Below are 18,469 nucleotides of genomic sequence, written 5' to 3' on the forward strand. Positions count from 1 at the left end.
CCCCACGGCATAATCCCTCCCTTCTTGCAACGGGCATTATTGCACCCTCATCCATGGACCAAACACCCACCGTCGTGGTCGCGGGAGGCGCGGGCTACATCGGGTCGCACATGGTGCGGATGCTGCGCGACAGCGGCTTCCGGCCGGTCATCGTCGACAACCTGGCCACGGGCCACAAGGAAGCCGCGGGTCGCGAGATCCTGAAGGTCGGCGACATCGGCGATGCGGCCTTCATGGGCGCGGTGTTCCGCGAGTTCAAGCCGCAATGCGTGATGCATTTCGCGGCCTCCAGCCTGGTCGGCGAGTCGATGACCAAGCCGGGCAAGTACTGGCGCAACAACCTCGTCCAGACCCTGAACCTGCTCGACACGATGCTGGAGCACGGCATCACCCAGTTCATCTTCTCCTCGACGGCGGCCACGTACGGCAACCCGATCCAGGTGCCGATCCCCGAGGACCATCCCACGCGGCCGATCAATCCCTACGGCCACAGCAAGCTCGCGGTCGAATACGCGCTGCAGGACTACGACATCGCGCACGGCCTGCGCTCGATCTCGCTGCGCTACTTCAATGCCGCAGGCGCGCATCCGGACGGCTCGATCGGCGAGCGCCACGAGCCCGAGACGCACCTGATCCCGCTGGTGCTGCAGGTGGCCTCGGGCCGCCGCGAGTTCATCTCGCGCTTCGGCTCCAAGCACGACACGCCCGACGGCTCGTGCCTGCGCGACTACATCCACGTGCAGGACCTGTGCGCGGCGCACCTCGCCGCGCTGCGCAAGCTGCAGGCCGGCGCCACCACGACGGTCTACAACCTGGGCAACGGCCGCGGCCATTCGGTCAATGAAGTGATCGAGACAGCACGGCGCGTCACGGGCCATCCGATTCCCGTGCGGGACGACCCGCCTCGTGCGGGCGATCCGCCGGCGCTGGTGGCCGATGCGGCGCGCGCACGCGCGGAGCTGGGCTGGACGCCGCAGTACGAGGACCTGGACACCATCATCGCCCACGCCTGGCAGTGGGAGCGCAAGCTCCACCAGGCGACGCAGGCGGCGTGACCGGCATCGATTTCAAAGCCGTCCGCTGGCTCGCGCCGTACTTCGGTGCCGCGAGCCGCCGCTTCTGGGCCGTCGCCGCGCTCGCGACCGTCGTCTCCTCGGCCACCGAGCCGCTCCTGCCGGCGCTGATGAAGCCCTTGCTGGACCGCGGCTTCAAGCCGGGCAGCTTCTCGCTCTGGCTGGTGCCACTGTCGCTGCTGCTGCTGTTCGCGGTGCGTGGCGTGGCAGGCTTCATCGCGGACCTGGCGCTCGCGCGCATCACGCAGGACGGCCTGGTGGCGCTGCGCAGCGCCATGTTTTCGCGCATCCTCGATGCGCGGCTTTCGCTCTTCTCGCAGCAGAACGCCACCACGCTGTCCAACACCGTGGTCTACGAGGTGCAGAACGGCGCCACCTTGCTGGTGAATGCGGTGATGGCGCTGGTCAAGGACAGCATCTCGATGATCGCGCTGCTGTTCTACCTGCTGTACCTGAACTGGCAGCTCACGTTCATCGTGTTCCTGATCGTGCCCGGCGTCGCGCTCATCATGCGCACCCTCTCCCGCCGGCTGTACCGCATCGCGCGCAGCACGCAGACCGCCACCAACGACCTCGCGTACGTCGTGGAGGAGAACGTCCTGGCCACCCGCGTCGTGCGACTGCATGGTGCGCAGCAGGCCCAGGCCAGCCGGTTCCAGGCACTGAGTTCGGGATTGCGCCGGCTCGCGATGAAATCGGCGGTGGCTTCAGCGGCCATCACGCCGCTGACGCACATGCTCGCCGCGGGCGCGCTCTCGCTGGTGATCGTCATCGCGCTGTGGCAAAGCCGCGGCGGCATCACCATCGGCACCTTCGCCGCCTTCATCACGGCGATGCTGATGCTGATCGCGCCGATCAAGCGCCTGTCGGAGGCGGCCAACCCGATCGCGCGCGGCCTGGCAGCCGTGCAGCGCGCCATCGACCTCATCGACCACACCCCGGCCGAGTCCGGCGGCCAGTACGCGCCCGGCCGCACCAGCGGGCGCATCGAACTGCGCGACGTCGTGGTGCGTTACCGCGGCGACGCCGCGCCCGCGCTCGACCACGTGAACCTCGTGCTGGAGCCGGGCCGCACCGTGGCCCTGGTGGGGCCGTCCGGCTCGGGCAAGACCACGCTGGCCAACCTGCTGCCGCGCTTCGTCACGCCCGATGGCGGCCAGGTGCTGCTCGAAGGCCACGACGTCGCCGACTGGGACCTGCAGGCGCTGCGCGACCAGTTCGCGCTGGTGAGCCAGGACGTCGTGATGTTCAACGAGACGCTCGCGGCCAACATCACCATGGATGCGCCGATCGACCGCGAGCGGCTGCAACAGGTGATCGCCGGGGCCAATCTCGCGGACCTCGTGGAGTCGCTGCCGCAGGGCCTGGACACCGTCACCGGCCACAACGCCACCGAGCTGTCGGGCGGCCAGCGCCAGCGCCTGGCCATCGCCCGTGCGCTGTACAAGGACGCACCAGTGCTGATCCTGGACGAAGCCACCTCGGCCCTCGATGCCGCGTCCGAACGCCTGGTGCAGGAGGCGCTGCAGCGGCTGATGGCCGGCCGCACCACGCTGGTCATCGCGCACCGGCTCTCCACGATCGAGCACGCCGACCAGGTCGTGGTGCTCGAGGCGGGCCGGGTGGCCGAGACGGGCACGCACCGCGAACTGCTGGCGCGCGGCGGGCTCTACGCCCACCTGCACGCGCTGCAGCAGGGCACGCCGTGACGTTCGCTGCGGTGCTGCGCCGGCCGGACCTGCCGGCCACCACGCCTCTTCCGCGCGGGCTCGACGTTGCCCTGGCGGTCGCCCTGGCCGCATACGGGTTCTTCATCCCGTTCTCGGTGGCTGGCACCTCGCTGATGCTGGCAGTGCTGCTTCTGTTCGTGCTGGCATGCGCGCCGCGCGTGTGGCGCAGCCGGCCCTGGCGCGAGCCCACGATGGCAGTCGGACTGGTCCTGTTCGCGTGGATCGGGCTGCACACACTGCTCATCGACGGTGCCCTGCGCAGCCTGCGCATGCCGCTGGTGTCGTACAAGGAACTGCTGCTCGCGCCCATGCTGTTCGCGCTGTTCCGCCTCACCTCCCGCCCCGCGTGGTTCTTCCGCGCGCTGGTTGCCGGGACGCTGGCCTGGGCCGCCGTCAGCTGGTCGGCGGTCTGGTCCGAGCACATGGCACTCGTCCTCGGCCCGCACAGGATCTCGGCCAGCTTCGAGTTCGCCCTGCTCGCCTTCGTGCTGCTGGAGCACGGGCGCCGCACCGCGCGCCCCTGGCCCGCCCGCATCGGCGCGGCCTTCCTCGCGCTCACGGTGCTGTTCGCGATGGAAGGGCGCACCGGCCAGCTCATCGTCCTGCTGCTGCTGGCCGTGTCCGCGTGGTTGCACGTGCCACGGCGCTGGCGCATCGCCGCGCTCGTGCTCACCCCGGTGCTCGTGGCCGCACTGGCGCTCGGGTCGGGCGCGGTGCAACGGCGCATGGCCGAAACGACCTCGGCCATCGAGAAGCCGGAGCAGGTGCCGACCACGTCGACCGGCATCCGCGTCGAACTGGTCAAGCACGGGCTGACCCTGGTGCGCGAACACTGGCTGCTGGGCGCCGGCTTCAACCACTATTCACAGCTGCACCAGGATGCGGTGCGACGCGCGTACGCCAATGACCCCGTCCGGCGCGAGCAGTACCAGTCGTTCTGGGCCCGAACCCCCAACCCGCACGACGAATACGTGATGCAGGTGGTCGGGGGCGGCGTCGTATCGCTGGCTCTCTTCCTGGGCTGGCTCGCGATGCCCTTGCTGCGTCGCCTGCCGGATGGCCACCACGTGCCAGTCCTGCAGGGCGCCGTCGTGGCCTTCGCCGTCGGCTGCCTGTTCAACTCGCTGCTGCTGGACTTCGTCGAGGGCCACTACTACACCGCCCTGCTCGCGTGGCTGCTGGCCCGCGAGGCCACGCCGCGCGCATGAAGCGCATCCTGGTCATCGCCACCCGGCAGATCGGCGATGTGCTGCTCACCACGCCCGTGGTGCGCGCCGCGCGCCGGCGCTGGCCAGAAGCGCAGATCGATGTCATCGGCTTCGCCGGCACGCTGGGCATGCTGCGCGGCAATCCGGACATCCGCCGGCTCATCGAGACCCCACCACGCCTGGGCTGGTCCGGTTTCTGGCGCCTCGCGCGCCAGCTCTGGCGCGCGTACGACCTCGCGCTCATCGCACAGCCCGGCGACCGTGCGCACCTCATGGGGCTCATCGCTGCCCGGCAGCGCAGCGGCATCCTGCCGGCGGGGCACGGCAGCAACTGGTGGAAGCGGCGGTTGCTGGACCACGCGGTCGAGAGCGGCGGCGACGACAGCACCGTGCACGTCGTCCGCGAGAAGCTCGCGCTGCTGGCACCGTGGATGCAGGAAACGGTCGACGAAGCGGTCGTGCCGCCGCCCGCCGCGCCGCTGCCCGCCGACATCGAAAAGGCGTTGCAGCCCGACTTCGTTGCCGTGCACGCACCGTCGATGTGGCCGTACAAGCAGTGGCCGCTGGAGTCGTATGCAGGGCTGGTGCGCGAGCTGCTGGCGAATCGCGTGCAGGTGGTGTTGACCGGCAGCGGCGGCACGCGCGACCAGGCCTGCATCGCGCCCCTGCGCTCCCTGGGCGCCGCGCCGGATCTGCTGGATGTCTCGGGCCGCCTCGACTTCAACCAGCTCGCCGGCCTGCTCGCGCGCGCTGCGCTCTACGTGGGGCCGGACACCTCGGTGTCGCATCTCGCGGCGTCCACCGGCGTGCCCACGATGGCGGTCTTCGGTCCGACGAACCCGCAGCGCTGGGCCCCGTGGCCGGCCACGCCCGTGGCTGCAGGCTACGAGCGACGCTCGCTGCTGCAGACGGCGGGCAACGTCACCCTGCTGCAGGCGGGCCTGCCGTGCGTGCCCTGCGGCCGCGCCGGGTGCCACGACCACAACCAGAGCCACAGCGACTGCCTGGCGGTGATCACGCCGGCGCGGGTGGTCCAGGTGGCGCTGGAGAAGCTGGGGCGCTGACGCCGTGGCTGCCATGCCGGACTCGATAAGCCTGCCCGGACTTGATCCGGGGGCATCCAGCGACGGTGCTCGAACGGCGGCGGGACTGGATTGCGGGTCAAGCCCGCGATGACAACAGGCTCACAGCAGCACGATGTCGTACTGCTCCTGCCCCATGGCGCTCTCGCTCTGCAGCGAGATCGGCTTGCCGATGAAGTCGGACAGGCCCGCCAGGTACTGGCTCTCCTCGTCAAGAAAGAGCTCCACCACCTTGGGCGACGCGACGATGCGGTACTCGCGCGGGTTGAACTGGCGCGCCTCGCGCAGGATCTCGCGCAGGATGTTGTAGGCCACCGACCGCGCCGTCTGCAGCTGCCCCGCGCCCTGGCAGTGCGGGCACGGCTCGCATAGCATGTGGGCCAGCGACTCGCGCGTGCGCTTGCGCGTCATCTCCACCAGGCCCAGCTGCGAGAAGCCGCCGGCCATGGTCTTCACGCGATCGCGCCCGAGCTGCTTGCGGAACTCGGCCAGCACCTGGTCCCGGTGGTCCTCGCGCTGCATGTCGATGAAGTCGACGATGATGATGCCGCCCAGGTTGCGCAGCCGCAGCTGGCGCGCGATGGCATGTGCCGCCTCCAGGTTGGTCCTGAAGATGGTGTCGTCGAAGTTGCGTGCCCCGACGAAGCCGCCGGTGTTGACGTCCACCGTGGTCAGCGCCTCGGTCTGGTCGACGATCAGGTAGCCGCCGGACTTGAGCTCGACCCGCCGCCCCAGCGCCTTGGCGATCTCCTCGTCGACGTTGAACAGGTCGAAGATCGGCCGCTCGCCCTTGTACAGCTGCAGCCGCTCGGCCGCCTGCGGCATGAACTCGCGGCCAAACGCCTGCAAGAGCGCGAACTGCTCGCGCGAGTCGATGCGGATGGTCTGCGTCTCCTCGGTCACCAGGTCGCGCAGCACGCGCTGCAGCAGGCTCAGGTCCTGGTGCAGCAGCGAGCCTGCGGGCAGGCGCGCCGCCGCCTCGCGGATGCGCGCCCAAGTCTTACGCAGGTAGGCGATGTCCTCGGCCAGCTCGGTGTCGCTCGCGTCCTCGCCGTTGGTGCGCAGGATGAATCCGCCACCACCGCCCGTGGCCGGCGTGCCGACCAGGCCGATCAGGCGCTGGCGCAAGCTCTCGCGCTGGTCGGACGGGATCTTCTGCGACACGCCCACGTGGTCGTCCTGCGGCAGGAACACGAGCAGGCGGCCCGCGATGCTGATCTGCGTGGACAGCCGCGCGCCCTTGGTGCCGATCGGGTCCTTGATCACCTGCACCAGCAGCGGCTGGCCCTCGAACACCTGCTTCTCGATCGGCTTGGGCGGCTGCTGGTGCCGCGCGCCTTCGGGCTGGGCCGAGTGCAGGTCGGCCACGTGCAGGAACGCCGCGCGCTCCAGGCCGATGTCGATGAAGGCCGACTGCATGCCGGGCAGCACGCGCGCGACCTTGCCGAGGTAGACGTTGCCGACGAGCCCGCGCTCGAGGGTGCGCTCGACGTGCAGCTCCTGCACCGCCCCGCTCTCGACGATCGCCACCCGTGTTTCCTGCGGGGACCAGTTGATCAGGATGTCCTGCTGCATGTTCTCGTTGCCGCCACCCTCGCTCGGCCGGGCACAGGATACCTCAGGGCCTCCTAGCCCCTGCGCGCCAGTGAGCCGCGAAATTCTGCCTACACTCGGCAGGAGCCCCCCGGACCGGACCCCGCATGACTTCACCCGCCACAGCCACCCTCGATTTCCTGCAAGGCGGCGGCGAGATGGGTGAGCGCATCCGCGCCTTCGACTGGGACCGGCACGCGCTCGGCCCACCGGCGCAGTGGCCACAGGCGCTGCGCATGGCGCTCAGCCTCTGCCTCAACTCGAGCTTCCCCACCGCGATCTACTGGGGACCCGACCTGCACGTCCTCTACAACGATGCGTGGTCCGTGATCCCCGCCGAGCGGCACCCGGCCATCCTTGGCATGCCGGCGCGCGAGGGTTGGAGCGACATCTGGCACGTGGTCGGGCCGCGGTTCGAGGCCGTGATGCGCACCGGCCAGGGCGAGGCCTTGTACAACGAGATGCTGCCCATGGTGCGGCAGGGCCGTGCCACCGAGACCTGGTGGAACTACAGCCTCACCGCGATCCGCGATGCCGAGCATCGCGTGGCGGGCATCTTCAACCAGGGCAACGAGATCACCGAGGTCGTGCTGGACGGCGCCAGCGCGAAGCCGAGATCGCGCGCTGGCGCGAGGTCTTCGCGCAGGCACCGGCTCCCATTGCCCTGTTGCGCGGCCCGGACCACCGGTTCGAATTCGCGAACGACGCCTACCTGCGGCTGGTCGGCAACCGCGATGTGGTCGGCCGCAGCGTCGCCGAGGCGCTGCCCGAGGTCACCAGCCAGGGATTCCTGCAGATCCTCGACCGCGTGCTGTCCAGCGGCGAGGCGTACGTGGGGAACGGGGCCGTGGTCAAGCTGCAGCACCGTCCGGGGCAGCCGCTCGAAGACCGCATCATGGACTTCATCTACCAGCCGGTGCGCGACGCCGCGGGCGCCGTGGACGGGATCTTCGTGCTGGTCACCGACGTCACCGAGCGCGCCCGCGCCGAGACGGCGTTGCGCCTGTCGAACTGGCAGCTGGGCGAGGAACGCGCCCGCCTGGCGGCGCTCAATGAAGCGGAGCAGCGCGCGCAACAGGCCCTGCGCCGGGTGAACGAGTCGCTCGAGTGGCACGTGAAGCAGCGCACGGCGCAGCTGTCGCGCGCGCTGGAGAAGGAGAGCGAGGCCATGCACCGGCTGCGCACCACCTTCGAGACCGACCTGATCTTCCAGGGCTTCCTCGACGTCGATGGCGTGCTGCTCGATGCCAACCCCGCGTCCCTGGCGGCGATCGGCTGCACGCTGAAGGACGTGGAAGGTCGCGCCTTCTGGGACACGCCCTGGTTCACCGCCACCCCCGGTGCGGCCGAGGCCGTGAAGGAAGCGGTGGTCGCCGCGCGCGGCGGCCAGACCACGCGCACCCTGCTCACGGTCAACCTGCCTGGTGGAAGCCGCACCTACCAGTTCTCGATGCGCCCCGCGATCGGTGCGCGCGGCCAGGTGATCGGGCTGGTGCCGGAAGCGCTGGAACTGCCGCCGGCCGCAACGGCCTAGGTTGGCGCGCGGACGCCGAACTGCTGCAGCAGCTGCGCCGTCTCGTGCAGCGGCAGGCCCATGATGCCGGGATACGAGCCGTTGATGCGCGTGATGAACGCGGCCGCGCGTCCCTGGATCGCATAGGCGCCGGCCTTGCCGTGCGGCTCGCCGCTGGCGACATACGCGCGCACCTGCGCCGGCGTGAGCGGCGCGAACGTCACGCGCGAATCGCTCAATGCCGCGCGCCGCTTGCGCCCGAGCTGCATGGCGACGGCAGTCAGCACGCGGTGCGTGGTGCCGGCCAGTTCGCGCAACATGCGCGCCGCGTCGGCGTCGTCGGCGGGCTTGCCGTAGATGGCGCGGCCCAGCGCCACCGTCGTGTCGGAACACAGCACGGGCGCCGGCGGCAGGCCACGACGTTGCAGGCGCGCCATCGCGGCATCGAGCTTCAGGCCGGTGACGCGCTGCACGTACGTCGCCGGCGCCTCACCCGGCCGCACCGCCTCGATGGCCTCCGCATCCTCGTCGTCGTCCGGCAGCAGCAGCTCGTGGCGGATGCCCAGCTGTTCCAGCAGCTGCCGGCGGCGCGGGCTCTGCGACGCGAGATAGATGAAGTCACTCACGGTGGTACGGATGCCCCGCATTGATCGACCAGGCGCGGTACAGCTGCTCGGCAAGCAGCACGCGCACCATCGCATGCGGCAGCGTGAGATCGGAAAGACGGATGCGTTCGTGGGCCGCGGCGCGGAATGCCGGGTCCAGGCCATCGGGGCCGCCGATCACCAGCGCGACATCGGCGGCATCCAGCTGCCACACCTTCAGGCGTGCGGCCAGCGCGGTCGTGGTCAGCGCCGTGCCACGCTCGTCGAGCGCGACGACATGCGCGCCGCGCGGAATGGCCGCTTCGATGCGCTCACGCTCGGCGGCCATCAGCTGGTCCACCGTGCGCGAGCCGCGCGGCTCGGTTTTGACGGCCTTGAGTTCCAGCCGCAGCTCGGGCGGAAAGCGCTTGGCGTAGTCGTCCCAGGCCGTGGCTGCCCAGTCGGGCACCCGCTGGCCCACCGCCACGACCACCAGCTTCATGCCTTGCGGCTGCTGGTCTTGCTGGCGGCCTTTTTCGCCGGAGTCCTGGCCGGAGTCTTCGCGGGAGCCTTGGCGGCGGCGGTCTTGGCGACGCTTTTCGCAGCCGGCTTGACGGGCGCCTTCTTCGCCGCGGTCTTGCCGGCCGCGCTCTTCGCGCCGGCCTTCTTCGCCGGCGCCTTGACCTTCTCGGCGCGATCGGCTTCGCGGGCCGCGACCTTCGCCGCGGTGCTGCGGCGCAGGCTGGTCTTGGCAGGCGCCTTCTTCGCGGGCGCAGGTGCTGGTGCCGCGGTGGCGGGCTTGGGCGCGCCGAACTTCAGGCGGATCGGCTTGTCACCCCAGATCTCCTCGAGGTGGTAGTAGTTGCGGATCGCCGGCTGCATGATGTGAGCGACCGCGGCGCCGCAGTCCACGATGATCCATTCGCCGTTGTCTTCGCCCTCGACGCGCGGCTTGGGAAAGCCGGCGTCACGCACCGCATCGCGCACGCTCGACGCCAGCGCCTTGGTCTGGCGGTTCGAGGTGCCGCTGGCGACGATCACGCGTTCGAACAGCGGCGAGAGATGCTCGGTGTTGAAGACCTGGATGTCCTGCGCTTTGACGTCCTCCAGGCCATCGACGATGGCCCGCTGGAGGCGTTGGGTGTCTTTCTTGGCGCTTGCTTCTTGGGTCATCAGGTCGGGGCGTAAAGGTGGTGTTGGGCAATATAGCGTGCGACGCCAGGGGGAACCAGATGGCCGATCCCCTGCCCCGCTGCGACTAGCGCGCGGATCTGCGTGGCACTGACGGGCATGTTGGGAAGCTCGACGGCGGTCCAGTGGCCGGCGGGCAGCCGGCTCGCATCGAAGGGCGGTGCGTGCGGGTCGGGACGCGCGCGCGCCGCCACCGCCACCGTGGCCAGCTGCAGGATCTGGTCGCAGGCACGCCAGCTGTGCAGGGACTCGGCCTGGTCGGCGCCCACGACGAGCATCAATGTGTCGTCGGGCGAAGCGGCGTGCAGTTCGCGCAGCGTGTCGATGGTGTACGTGGGACCGCTGCGACGCAGCTCGCGATCGTCGACCACCGCGCGGGCCACCGTGCCGAACGCGAGTTGCGCCATCGCGAGCCGGTGTGCGCCATCGGTGAGCGCGCGTGCCTTGTGCCAGGCCTGCCCGGTCGGGAACACGCGCAACTCATGCAGGCCGAGCTGCGTGACAGCCGCCTGCGCCAGTGCGACGTGGGCAAGGTGCGGCGGGTCGAAGGCGCCGCCGAAGATGCCGATGCGACGGCTGCTCAAACCCACTCCCGCGGCTGCAGGTACCGGGTGTAGAGCTCGGCTTCGGGCGTGCCGGGCTCGGGCTCGCGCCGGTAGGCCCAGCTGCACAGCGGCGGCATCGACAGCAGGATGGACTCGGTGCGGCCACCGGACTGCAGTCCGAAATGCGTGCCGCGGTCCCACACCAGGTTGAACTCGACGTAGCGGCCGCGCCGGTACAGCTGGAAGCCGCGCTCGCGCTCGCCGTACGGCGTGTCCTTGCGGCGCTCGAGGATCGGAAGGTACGCCGCGAGGAAGGCATCGCCCACCGACCGCATCAGCGCGAAGCCGCCGTCGAAGCCGAGGTCCGACACGTCGTCGAAGAAGATGCCGCCGACGCCGCGCTGCTCGTTGCGGTGCTTCAGGCTGAAGTAATCGTCGCACCAGGCCTTGTAGCGCGGATGCCGGTCGGGACCGAACGGTGCGACGGCGTCCTTGCACACGCGATGGAAGTGCACCGTGTCGTCGTCGAAACCATAGCTGGGCGTGAGGTCCATGCCGCCGCCGAACCAGAACGCGGCCTGGCCGCCCGCGGGCGCGGCCGACAGCATGCGCACGTTCATGTGCACGGTGGGCGCATACGGATTGCGCGGATGGAACACCAGCGACACGCCCAAGGCTTCGAACGGCGCACCCGCGAGCTCGGGCCGATGCTGCGTGGCCGAGGGCGGCAGGCGGGGGCCGCGCACCTGCGAGAAGCCGATGCCGGCGCGCTCGAGCACCGGTCCGCCCTCCAGGATCATCGTGAGGCCCTCGCCCTGCAGCGGCTCGCCCGGCGCCTTGCGCCACGGGTCGCTGCGGAACGCGCTGCCGTCGACGGCGGTGCAGGCCGCGGCGATGCGCGCCTGCAGGTCCATCAGGTACGCGCGCACGGCGTGGTTGGGGGTGGTGTCCACGGCCGGGTTCATCGGACGATGGTATCGGAACGGACTGGGCGGGACGCCTCGAGCAGGCGCACGGGCGCGGCCTGCTGCGGCCGCTTGCCGCGCACGCCGGCATAGGCGTCGGCGATGCGCGCCAGGTCGGCGGCCTCGTCGCCGGTCAGCGTGACGAAGGTGGTGACGCGCACCTCGCGGCGGCCATAGTCGAGGCTCGCAAGCCCGACCGGCACGTCCGCTTCGAGGGCCACGCGGTAGAAGCCGCTGCGCCAGCCCGGCCGCGCACTGCGCGTGCCTTCCGGCGTGACCGCAAGCCAGAACATGCAGCCGGCCTGCCGGTGCTCCCGGATCTGCTGCACCATGTCCGTGACCAGGCCGTTGGCGCTGGAGCGCACCACGGGCAGTCCGCCGCGTGCCCGCAGCCAGGGCCCGAACACCGGAACGCGGAACAGGCTGTCCTTGGCCCAGAAGCGCAGCGTCAGGCCGATGGACCACTTGGCCAGGATGCCGACCACGAAGTCCCAGTTGCTGGTGTGCGGGTAGACCACCAGCACGCCCTGCGGCGCCGGCAGCCCGTCGAAGTGAACGCGCCAGCCGGCCAGGCGAAGGAGGAATGTCGCGGCCCGGCTGGCCTCGAACCGGAGCACCTGCGGCGACGCCGCGCCGGCGCCCACCTCAGCGCGTCGCACGGTGTCCAATGTCCTTGCGGTACTGGGCGCCGTCGAAGCGGATGCCCTTGGCGATGTCGTACGCGTGCATCTGCGCGGCCTTCACGGTGTCGGCCAGTGCCGTGACGCACAGCACGCGGCCGCCGGAGGTGACGAGCTGGCCATCCTGCAGCGCGGTGCCGGCATGGAACACCATGGCGTCGGGCGTCTCCTTGGGGATGCCGGTGATGGCGTCGCCCTTGCGCGGGCTGAGCGGATACCCCGCCGTGGCCATCACCACGCCCAGCGCCGTGCGGCGGTCCCACTGCATCTCGACCTGGTCGAGCGTGCCGCTGGTGGCTGCCACCAGCACGTCGTAGAGGTCCGACTTCAGGCGCATCAGGATCGGCTGCGTCTCCGGGTCGCCCATGCGGCAGTTGAATTCCAGCGTCTTGAGCTTGCCGGCGCGGTCGATCATCAGGCCCGCGTACAGGAAGCCGGTGTACGGGATGCCGTCCTTCTCCATGCCGCGAACCGTCGGCATGATCACCTCGCGCATCGCGCGAGCGTGCACGGCTGGCGTGACCACCGGCGCGGGCGAATACGCGCCCATGCCGCCGGTGTTGGGGCCGAGGTCGCCGTCCTGCAGGCGCTTGTGGTCCTGGCTGGTGGCCAGAGCGGCCACGTTGCGGCCGTCGCAGAGCACGATGAAGCTGGCTTCCTCGCCCTGCAGGAATTCCTCGATCACCACCCGCGCGCCGCCCTCGTTGTGGGTGACGCCCAGGCGGTTGTCCAGCAGCATGAAGTCGATCGCCTCGTGCGCCTCGGCCGCAGTCATGGCCACTACCACGCCCTTGCCCGCGGCCAGCCCGTCGGCCTTGATCACGATGGGCGCGCCCTGCTGGTCGACATAGGCGTGGGCCAGTGCGGGATCGCTGAAGGTCTGGTACGCCGCGGTCGGGATGCCGTGCCGCTGCATGAAGTCCTTGGAGAACGCCTTGGAGCTTTCCAGCTGCGCCGCCGCCTTCGTCGGTCCGAAGATGCGCATGCCGTGCGCACGGAACTCGTCGACCACGCCAGCCGCCAGCGGCGCCTCGGGACCGACCACCGTCAGCGCGATCTTCTCGGCCTGCGCCCATTCGCGCAGCCCGACGACGTCGGTCATGTCGATGTTGCCCAGGCGCGGGTCCTGCGCCGTGCCGCCGTTGCCGGGAGCCACGTAGACGGCCTGCACCTTGGGCGACTGGGCCAGCTTCCAGGCCATCGCGTGCTCGCGGCCACCGCCGCCGATGACGAGAACTTTCATCCGTGCGCGCCGTTCATAGCGACGCGTTGTGGAACACGTCCTGGACGTCGTCCAGGTCTTCCAGCATGTCCAGCAGCTTCTGCATGCGGGCGGCGTCGTCGCCGGTGAGCTCGATGGTGTTCTCGGGGCGCATCGTGACCTCGGCGATCTCGGGCTTCAGGCCATTGGCCTCCAGCGCGTTCTTCACCTTCTCGAACTCCGACGGCATGGTGATCACCTCGATGGCGCCGTCGTCGTCGGTCACCACGTCGTCGGCGCCGGCCTCCAGCGCCACGTCCATCACCTTGTCCTCGCTGGTGCCCGGCGCCAGGATGAGCTGGCCGCAATGCTTGAACTGGAACGCCACCGAGCCTTCGGTGCCCATGTTGCCGCCGTACTTGCTGAACACGTGCCGGACTTCGGCCACGGTGCGCACCCGGTTGTCGGTCATCGTGTCGACGATGATGGCCGCGCCGCCGATGCCGTAGCCCTCGTACCGGATCTCCTCGTAGTTCACGCCCTCGAGGTTGCCGGTCGCCTTGTCGATGTTGCGCTTGATGGTGTCGGCCGGCATGTTGGCCGCCTTGGCCTTGTCCACCGCCAGCCGCAGGCGCGGATTGGCGTTCAGGTCGCCGCCGCCCTGGCGCGCCGCGACCATGATCTCCCGGATCACGCGGGTCCAGATCTTTCCGCGTTTCTCATCCTGGCGTCCCTTGCGGTGCTGGATGTTCGCCCATTTGCTGTGTCCGGCCACTTCGTGCTTCCTTGTGTGTCGTCGCTATAGTGCTGCGGACCCGATTCTACTTTTGACCTATGGCCGACCCGCTGCTGATCGCCAAGAACGGCGCCACCGAGTGTTTCCTGCTGCCCGGCCTGGCCAACCGCCACGGGCTGATCACTGGCGCCACGGGCACCGGCAAGACCGTCACGCTGCAGACGCTGGCCGAGAACTTCTCGCGCATCGGCGTGCCGGTCTTCATGGCCGACATCAAGGGCGACCTCACCGGCATCAGCCAGCCCGGCCACCTGGCGCCCAAGGTGGCCGAGGCGGTGAAGGAACGCGGGCTGCCCATGCCCGAGCCGCTCGCCTGCCCCACGACGCTGTGGGACGTGTTCGGTGAGCAAGGCCATCCCGTGCGGGCCACCGTCTCCGACATGGGCCCGCTGCTGCTGTCGCGCATGCTGGGCCTGAACGAGACCCAGTCGGGCGTGCTGCAGCTGGTGTTCAAGATCGCCGACGACAACGGCCTGCTGCTGCTGGACCTGAAGGACCTGCGCGCGATGCTGCAGCACGTGGGCAACAACGCCAGCCAGTTCACCACCCAGTACGGCAACATCTCCGCGGCCAGCGTGGGCATCATCCAGCGCGGGCTGCTGCAGATCGAGGCCCAGGGCGGCGAGAAGTTCTTCGGCGAGCCCATGCTCAACATCCAGGACTTCCTGCAGACCAACGAGGCGGGCCAGGGCATCGTCAACATCCTCGCGGCCGACAAGCTGCTGCAGTCGCCGCGCCTCTACGCCACCTTCCTGCTGTGGATGCTGTCGGACCTGTACGAGCAGCTGCCCGAGATCGGCGACCCCGACAAGCCCAAGCTGGTGTTCTTCTTCGACGAGGCGCACCTGCTGTTCAAGGACGCGCCCACGGTGCTGGTCGAGCGCATCGAGCTGGTGGTGCGCCTGGTGCGCTCCAAGGGGGTCGGCGTGTACTTCGTGACGCAGAACCCGCTGGACATCCCCGACTCGGTGCTCGCGCAGCTGGGCAACCGCGTGCAGCACGCGCTGCGCGCCTTCACGCCGCGCGACCAGAAGGCGGTGAAGGCCACGGCGCAGACGATGCGCCAGAAGCCCGGCCTGGACATCGAAGCCGCCATCACCGAGCTGGCCGTGGGCGAAGCGCTGGTGAGCCTGCTCGATGCCAAGGGACGCCCCAGCATCACCGAGCGCGTGTTCGTCATCCCGCCGGGCAGCCAGATCGGCCCCATCACGCCCGAGCAGCGCAAGGCCCTCATCGCCAACTCCATCGTGGCAGGGGTCTACGAGCAGGCCGTCGATCGCGAATCGGCCTACGAGAAGCTCAAGGGGCGCGCCACGCAGCCCGCGCCGACGCAGGCCCGTCCCTCGCCATCGGCCACCGCGACGGCAGCGTCGCAGGCCAGCGGCGTCGACGTTCCCGGGCCGGCCAGCACCGCCAGTGGTTCGGGGCTCGGCGACGCGCTCGGTGGCATCGGCGGCCTGGCCAAGGACGTGCTGTTCGGCACCACCGGCCCGCGCGGCGGCCACCACGAAGGACTGGCCGAATCGATGGCGCGCTCGGCGATGCGCACCATCGGCAGCAGCGTCGGCCGCGAGATCGTGCGCGGCGTGCTCGGCGGCCTGCTCGGTGGCAAGCGCTAGCGGGCTTTCCCGCCCGCGCGGCGGCCGCGCAACGCACGCCAGCGCTGCCTCTTCCGCACCCCACGGCTGTGGCAGGCCGCGCTAAAGTGGGCGTTTTGGGGAGAGCTGTTCATGCCCGACACCACGGCCCCGCGTCACATCCGCCTGACCTCGCACAGCGGCGGGCATGGCGCACCGGCCATCCACTGGGGTGCTGCCACGCCGCAGGAACGCGGGCCCGTCGTGGGCACCACCTCCTCGCTCGCCCACCGCAACGTCATCGGCACGCACAGCGGCTCGTACAGCGTCTACCGCGCGCTCGCGGTTGCAGCTGGCGCGCTCTCCCGCGGCCACCGCGCCGACCTCACCAACACCGCGCCGACCGATGCCATCGGTCCCTATCCGCAGTGGAGTGACCCGGGCAAGATCGTGAGCCTCGACCCATGGGGCGCCGCCGTCGCCGACGTGTTCGAGGACGAGATCGCGTCGGGGCTCGACATCCGCCCCACCATCGCCGTGACCAAGGCGCACGTGATCCTTCCGGAAGTGATCGAGGCGGTGCAGAAGGGCCGCCTCAAGCCCGACGGCAAGCTGCTCACCGCGGGCGGCGCGGCCATGGTCACCAAGGCCGCCATCGAACCCGTGTGGTACCTGCCCGGCGTGGCCAGGCGCTTCGGCTGCAGCGAGACCGACCTGCGCCGCGTGCTGTTCGAGGAAACCGGGGGCATGTACCCCGAGCTCGTCACGCGCAGCGACCTCGAGGTGTTCCTGCCCCCGATCGGCGGCCAGACCATCTACATCTTCGGCAACCCGCGCGACCTGGCCGACCCGCAGGTGGAGCTCACCGCCCGCGTGCACGACGAGTGCAACGGCTCCGACGTGTTCGGCTCCGACATCTGCACCTGCCGGCCCTACCTCACGCACGCCATCGAGGAATGCATCCGGGGCGCGCAGCCGAAGTCTGCGGGCGGCCGCGGCGGCGTGGGCCTCATCGCCTATTCGCGCAAGGAAGGCCGCGCGCTCGGCGAGGTCACCAAGTTCCTGGTCTACAACGCGCGCAAGCGCCAGGTGGGCGGCGACACCGCCGACCAGTACTTCGCGCGCACCGAGTGCGTGGCCGGCGTGCAGGACATGCGCTTCCAGGAGCTGATGCCCGACGTGCTGCACTGGCTGGGCGTGCGGAAGATCCACCGCCTGGTCTCGATGAGCAACATGAAGTTCGACGCGATCACCGGCTCGGGCATCGAGGTCGGCGAGCGCGTGAACATCCCCGATGAACTGATCCCCGCCGACGCGCGGGTGGAGATGGACGCCAAGATGGCCGCCGGCTACTTCACGCCGGGCGAAGTGCCCGACGCCACCCGCCTCAAGCGCACCAAGGGCCGGGGGCTGGAATGACCCGGGACAACGACTTCGTCCGCGAGCGCTCCCAGGGTGAGCTCGCGGCGGCGGCGCTTCGCACGACCGTCGCCGTGCGCGAGCGCTGCGGGCAACTGCTCGATCGCGCCCGCATCGGCCACTCGCACTGGTTCACGGTCGACGATGGCCGCATGCGCGATGCCGCCACTGCCGTCGCCGAGGCCACGCGACGCCGCTACCCGAAGCTGCACATCCCGTTCCACAGCCGCTGGCGCCACTTCGAGGCCGGCGGTGTCGACCGCAAGGCGCAGTTCGAAGAACTGCTGGGCAACGTGCATCCCACCATCCGCGCCCACGCGATGGTCGACCTCACCGTGGTCAGCGTGCTGCTCGACGCGGGCGCCGGCCCCGACTGGAAGTACGTCGAGCCCGCCACGGGCCAGACCTTCACTCGCTCCGAAGGCCTGGCCATCGCCAGCTTCCATGCCTTCTGCGCCGGCATGTTCTCCAGCGACAAGCTGCGGCCGCTGCAGGTGGATTCGGAAGGGCTGCGCGCGCTGCCGCTTGACCGCCTGGCGCAGGCGTTCCAGGTGAGCGAGTCCAACCCCATGGTGGGCCTGGAGGGCCGCGCGATCCTGCTGCGCCGGCTGGGCGAGGTGCTGGCCGAGGAGCCCGAGGTGTTCGGCGACCCAGGGCGGCCGGCCGGCATCTACGACGAGCTGATCACGCCCGACGGCGGCATTCCGCACTCGGCCGACGTCGACGCGCACGACATCCTGTCGCAGATCCTGGTGTCGATGTCCGGCATCTGGCCCATGGGCCACAGCATCGGCGGCGTGCCGCTGGGCGACTGCTGGCAGCACAGCGCCGTGCGCGCCGACGGCCCCAGCGACGGCTGGGTGCCGTTCCACAAGCTGTCGCAGTGGCTCACCTACTCGCTGCTGGAGCCGTTCCACTGGTCGGGCGTGAAGCTGCGCGGCATCGACAGGCTCACCGCGCTGCCCGAGTACCGCAACGGCGGCCTGCTGCTGGACACCGGCGTGCTGCAGCTGCGCGAGCCCGATGCGGCGCGGCAGGTCTGGCATACGGGCGACGAGATCATCGTCGAGTGGCGCGCGCTGACCGTGAGCCTGCTCGACGAACTCGCGGGCCACGTGCGCAGCCAGCTCTCGGCGACGGCGGAGCACATGCCGCTGGCCTGCGTGCTCGAAGGCGGCACCTGGTCCGTGGGACGCCAGCTCGCGCAGGAGCGCCGCAACGGCCTTCCGCCGCTGCAGGTGCACAGCGACGGCACGGTGTTCTAGCCGTCACCAGCGTCGCACCGAAGGCCTGGGAAGAACAAGGAGACGAC

General features: G+C 70.1%; 17 protein-coding genes. 8 read left to right on the forward strand and 9 right to left on the reverse strand.

Features of this window, described 5'->3' with window-relative positions; genetic code table 11:
* The first annotated feature begins 53 nt into the window (after positions 1-53).
* Genes galE through ACPWT1_RS16500 form a run of 4 tightly spaced genes read left to right on the forward strand, consistent with a single transcriptional unit; the run spans position 54 to position 5,075 of the window.
* Entirely contained in the window at positions 54-1,055 is a 1,002-nt protein-coding gene (galE, locus tag ACPWT1_RS16485) for a UDP-glucose 4-epimerase GalE (RefSeq protein ID WP_427912226.1), read from the forward strand.
* Positions 1,052-2,782, forward strand: a complete 1,731-nt coding sequence (gene msbA / locus ACPWT1_RS16490; RefSeq protein ID WP_427912227.1) for a lipid A export permease/ATP-binding protein MsbA — start codon at positions 1,052-1,054, stop codon at positions 2,780-2,782. The genes galE and msbA overlap by 4 nt, the downstream gene beginning before the upstream one ends.
* Positions 2,779-4,011 carry an O-antigen ligase family protein gene (locus ACPWT1_RS16495; RefSeq protein WP_427912228.1) on the forward strand — a complete coding sequence of 411 codons (1,233 nt, stop codon included), beginning with the start codon at positions 2,779-2,781 and terminating at the stop codon, positions 4,009-4,011. The genes msbA and ACPWT1_RS16495 overlap by 4 nt, the downstream gene beginning before the upstream one ends.
* On the forward strand, positions 4,008-5,075 hold the full coding sequence (locus tag ACPWT1_RS16500; protein WP_427912229.1) for a glycosyltransferase family 9 protein: 1,068 nt from the start codon (positions 4,008-4,010) through the stop codon (positions 5,073-5,075). The genes ACPWT1_RS16495 and ACPWT1_RS16500 overlap by 4 nt, the downstream gene beginning before the upstream one ends.
* 120 nt (positions 5,076-5,195) lie before the next feature.
* Here the strand turns inward: ACPWT1_RS16500 and rng are convergent, their stop codons facing one another.
* Positions 5,196-6,668: a ribonuclease G gene (gene rng, locus ACPWT1_RS16505; RefSeq protein ID WP_427912230.1), complete on the reverse strand. Its 1,473-nt coding sequence runs from the start codon at positions 6,666-6,668 to the stop codon at positions 5,196-5,198.
* A 520-nt stretch (positions 6,669-7,188) separates the two neighbouring features.
* Here rng and ACPWT1_RS16510 point away from each other — a divergent pair.
* Positions 7,189-8,220, forward strand: coding sequence for a PAS domain-containing protein (locus tag ACPWT1_RS16510; protein WP_427912231.1), 1,032 nt, complete (start codon positions 7,189-7,191; stop codon positions 8,218-8,220).
* Here ACPWT1_RS16510 and ACPWT1_RS16515 read toward each other — a convergent pair.
* The 8 genes from ACPWT1_RS16515 to ACPWT1_RS16550 are packed head-to-tail and all read right to left on the reverse strand — an operon-like array spanning position 8,217 to position 14,140.
* Positions 8,217-8,825, reverse strand: a complete 609-nt coding sequence (locus ACPWT1_RS16515) for a Maf family protein (protein WP_427912232.1) — start codon at positions 8,823-8,825, stop codon at positions 8,217-8,219. The two genes, ACPWT1_RS16510 and ACPWT1_RS16515, sit on opposite strands and share 4 nt — an antisense overlap.
* Positions 8,818-9,285 carry a 23S rRNA (pseudouridine(1915)-N(3))-methyltransferase RlmH gene (rlmH, locus tag ACPWT1_RS16520; protein ID WP_427912233.1) on the reverse strand — a complete coding sequence of 156 codons (468 nt, stop codon included), beginning with the start codon at positions 9,283-9,285 and terminating at the stop codon, positions 8,818-8,820. The genes ACPWT1_RS16515 and rlmH overlap by 8 nt, the downstream gene beginning before the upstream one ends.
* On the reverse strand, positions 9,282-9,956 hold the full coding sequence (gene rsfS / locus ACPWT1_RS16525) for a ribosome silencing factor (RefSeq protein ID WP_427912234.1): 675 nt from the start codon (positions 9,954-9,956) through the stop codon (positions 9,282-9,284). Before rsfS ends, rlmH begins: the two co-directional genes overlap by 4 nt.
* On the reverse strand, positions 9,956-10,564 hold the full coding sequence (nadD, locus tag ACPWT1_RS16530; RefSeq protein WP_427912235.1) for a nicotinate (nicotinamide) nucleotide adenylyltransferase: 609 nt from the start codon (positions 10,562-10,564) through the stop codon (positions 9,956-9,958). The genes rsfS and nadD overlap by 1 nt, the downstream gene beginning before the upstream one ends.
* Complete coding sequence (gene hemF / locus ACPWT1_RS16535; protein ID WP_427912236.1) at positions 10,555-11,484, reverse strand: oxygen-dependent coproporphyrinogen oxidase; 930 nt, start codon at positions 11,482-11,484, stop codon at positions 10,555-10,557. Before hemF ends, nadD begins: the two co-directional genes overlap by 10 nt.
* Complete coding sequence (locus tag ACPWT1_RS16540) at positions 11,481-12,143, reverse strand: 1-acyl-sn-glycerol-3-phosphate acyltransferase (RefSeq protein ID WP_427912237.1); 663 nt, start codon at positions 12,141-12,143, stop codon at positions 11,481-11,483. The genes hemF and ACPWT1_RS16540 overlap by 4 nt, the downstream gene beginning before the upstream one ends.
* Positions 12,130-13,407 (reverse strand): phosphoribosylamine--glycine ligase, encoded by a 1,278-nt coding sequence (gene purD, locus ACPWT1_RS16545; RefSeq protein WP_427912238.1) that lies wholly within the window; start codon positions 13,405-13,407, stop codon positions 12,130-12,132. The genes ACPWT1_RS16540 and purD overlap by 14 nt, the downstream gene beginning before the upstream one ends.
* Positions 13,408-13,420: 13 nt before the next feature.
* Positions 13,421-14,140, reverse strand: coding sequence for a YebC/PmpR family DNA-binding transcriptional regulator (locus tag ACPWT1_RS16550; RefSeq protein ID WP_427912239.1), 720 nt, complete (start codon positions 14,138-14,140; stop codon positions 13,421-13,423).
* A gap of 59 nt (positions 14,141-14,199) precedes the next feature.
* On the opposite strand from ACPWT1_RS16550, the gene ACPWT1_RS16555 reads away from it, so the two are divergent.
* From ACPWT1_RS16555 to ACPWT1_RS16565, 3 genes are all read left to right on the forward strand, one after another.
* Entirely contained in the window at positions 14,200-15,780 is a 1,581-nt protein-coding gene (locus tag ACPWT1_RS16555; RefSeq protein WP_427912240.1) for a helicase HerA-like domain-containing protein, read from the forward strand.
* 111 nt (positions 15,781-15,891) lie between these two features.
* Complete coding sequence (locus tag ACPWT1_RS16560; RefSeq protein WP_427912241.1) at positions 15,892-17,157, forward strand: GTP cyclohydrolase II; 1,266 nt, start codon at positions 15,892-15,894, stop codon at positions 17,155-17,157.
* A complete protein-coding gene (locus tag ACPWT1_RS16565; protein WP_427912242.1) occupies positions 17,154-18,422 on the forward strand; it encodes a URC4/urg3 family protein in 1,269 nt (422 codons plus the stop codon). The genes ACPWT1_RS16560 and ACPWT1_RS16565 overlap by 4 nt, the downstream gene beginning before the upstream one ends.
* Positions 18,423-18,469 lie beyond the last annotated feature (47 nt).

This window comes from Ramlibacter sp. MMS24-I3-19, assembly GCF_050320135.1.
Taxonomy (GTDB): domain Bacteria; phylum Pseudomonadota; class Gammaproteobacteria; order Burkholderiales; family Burkholderiaceae_C; genus Ramlibacter.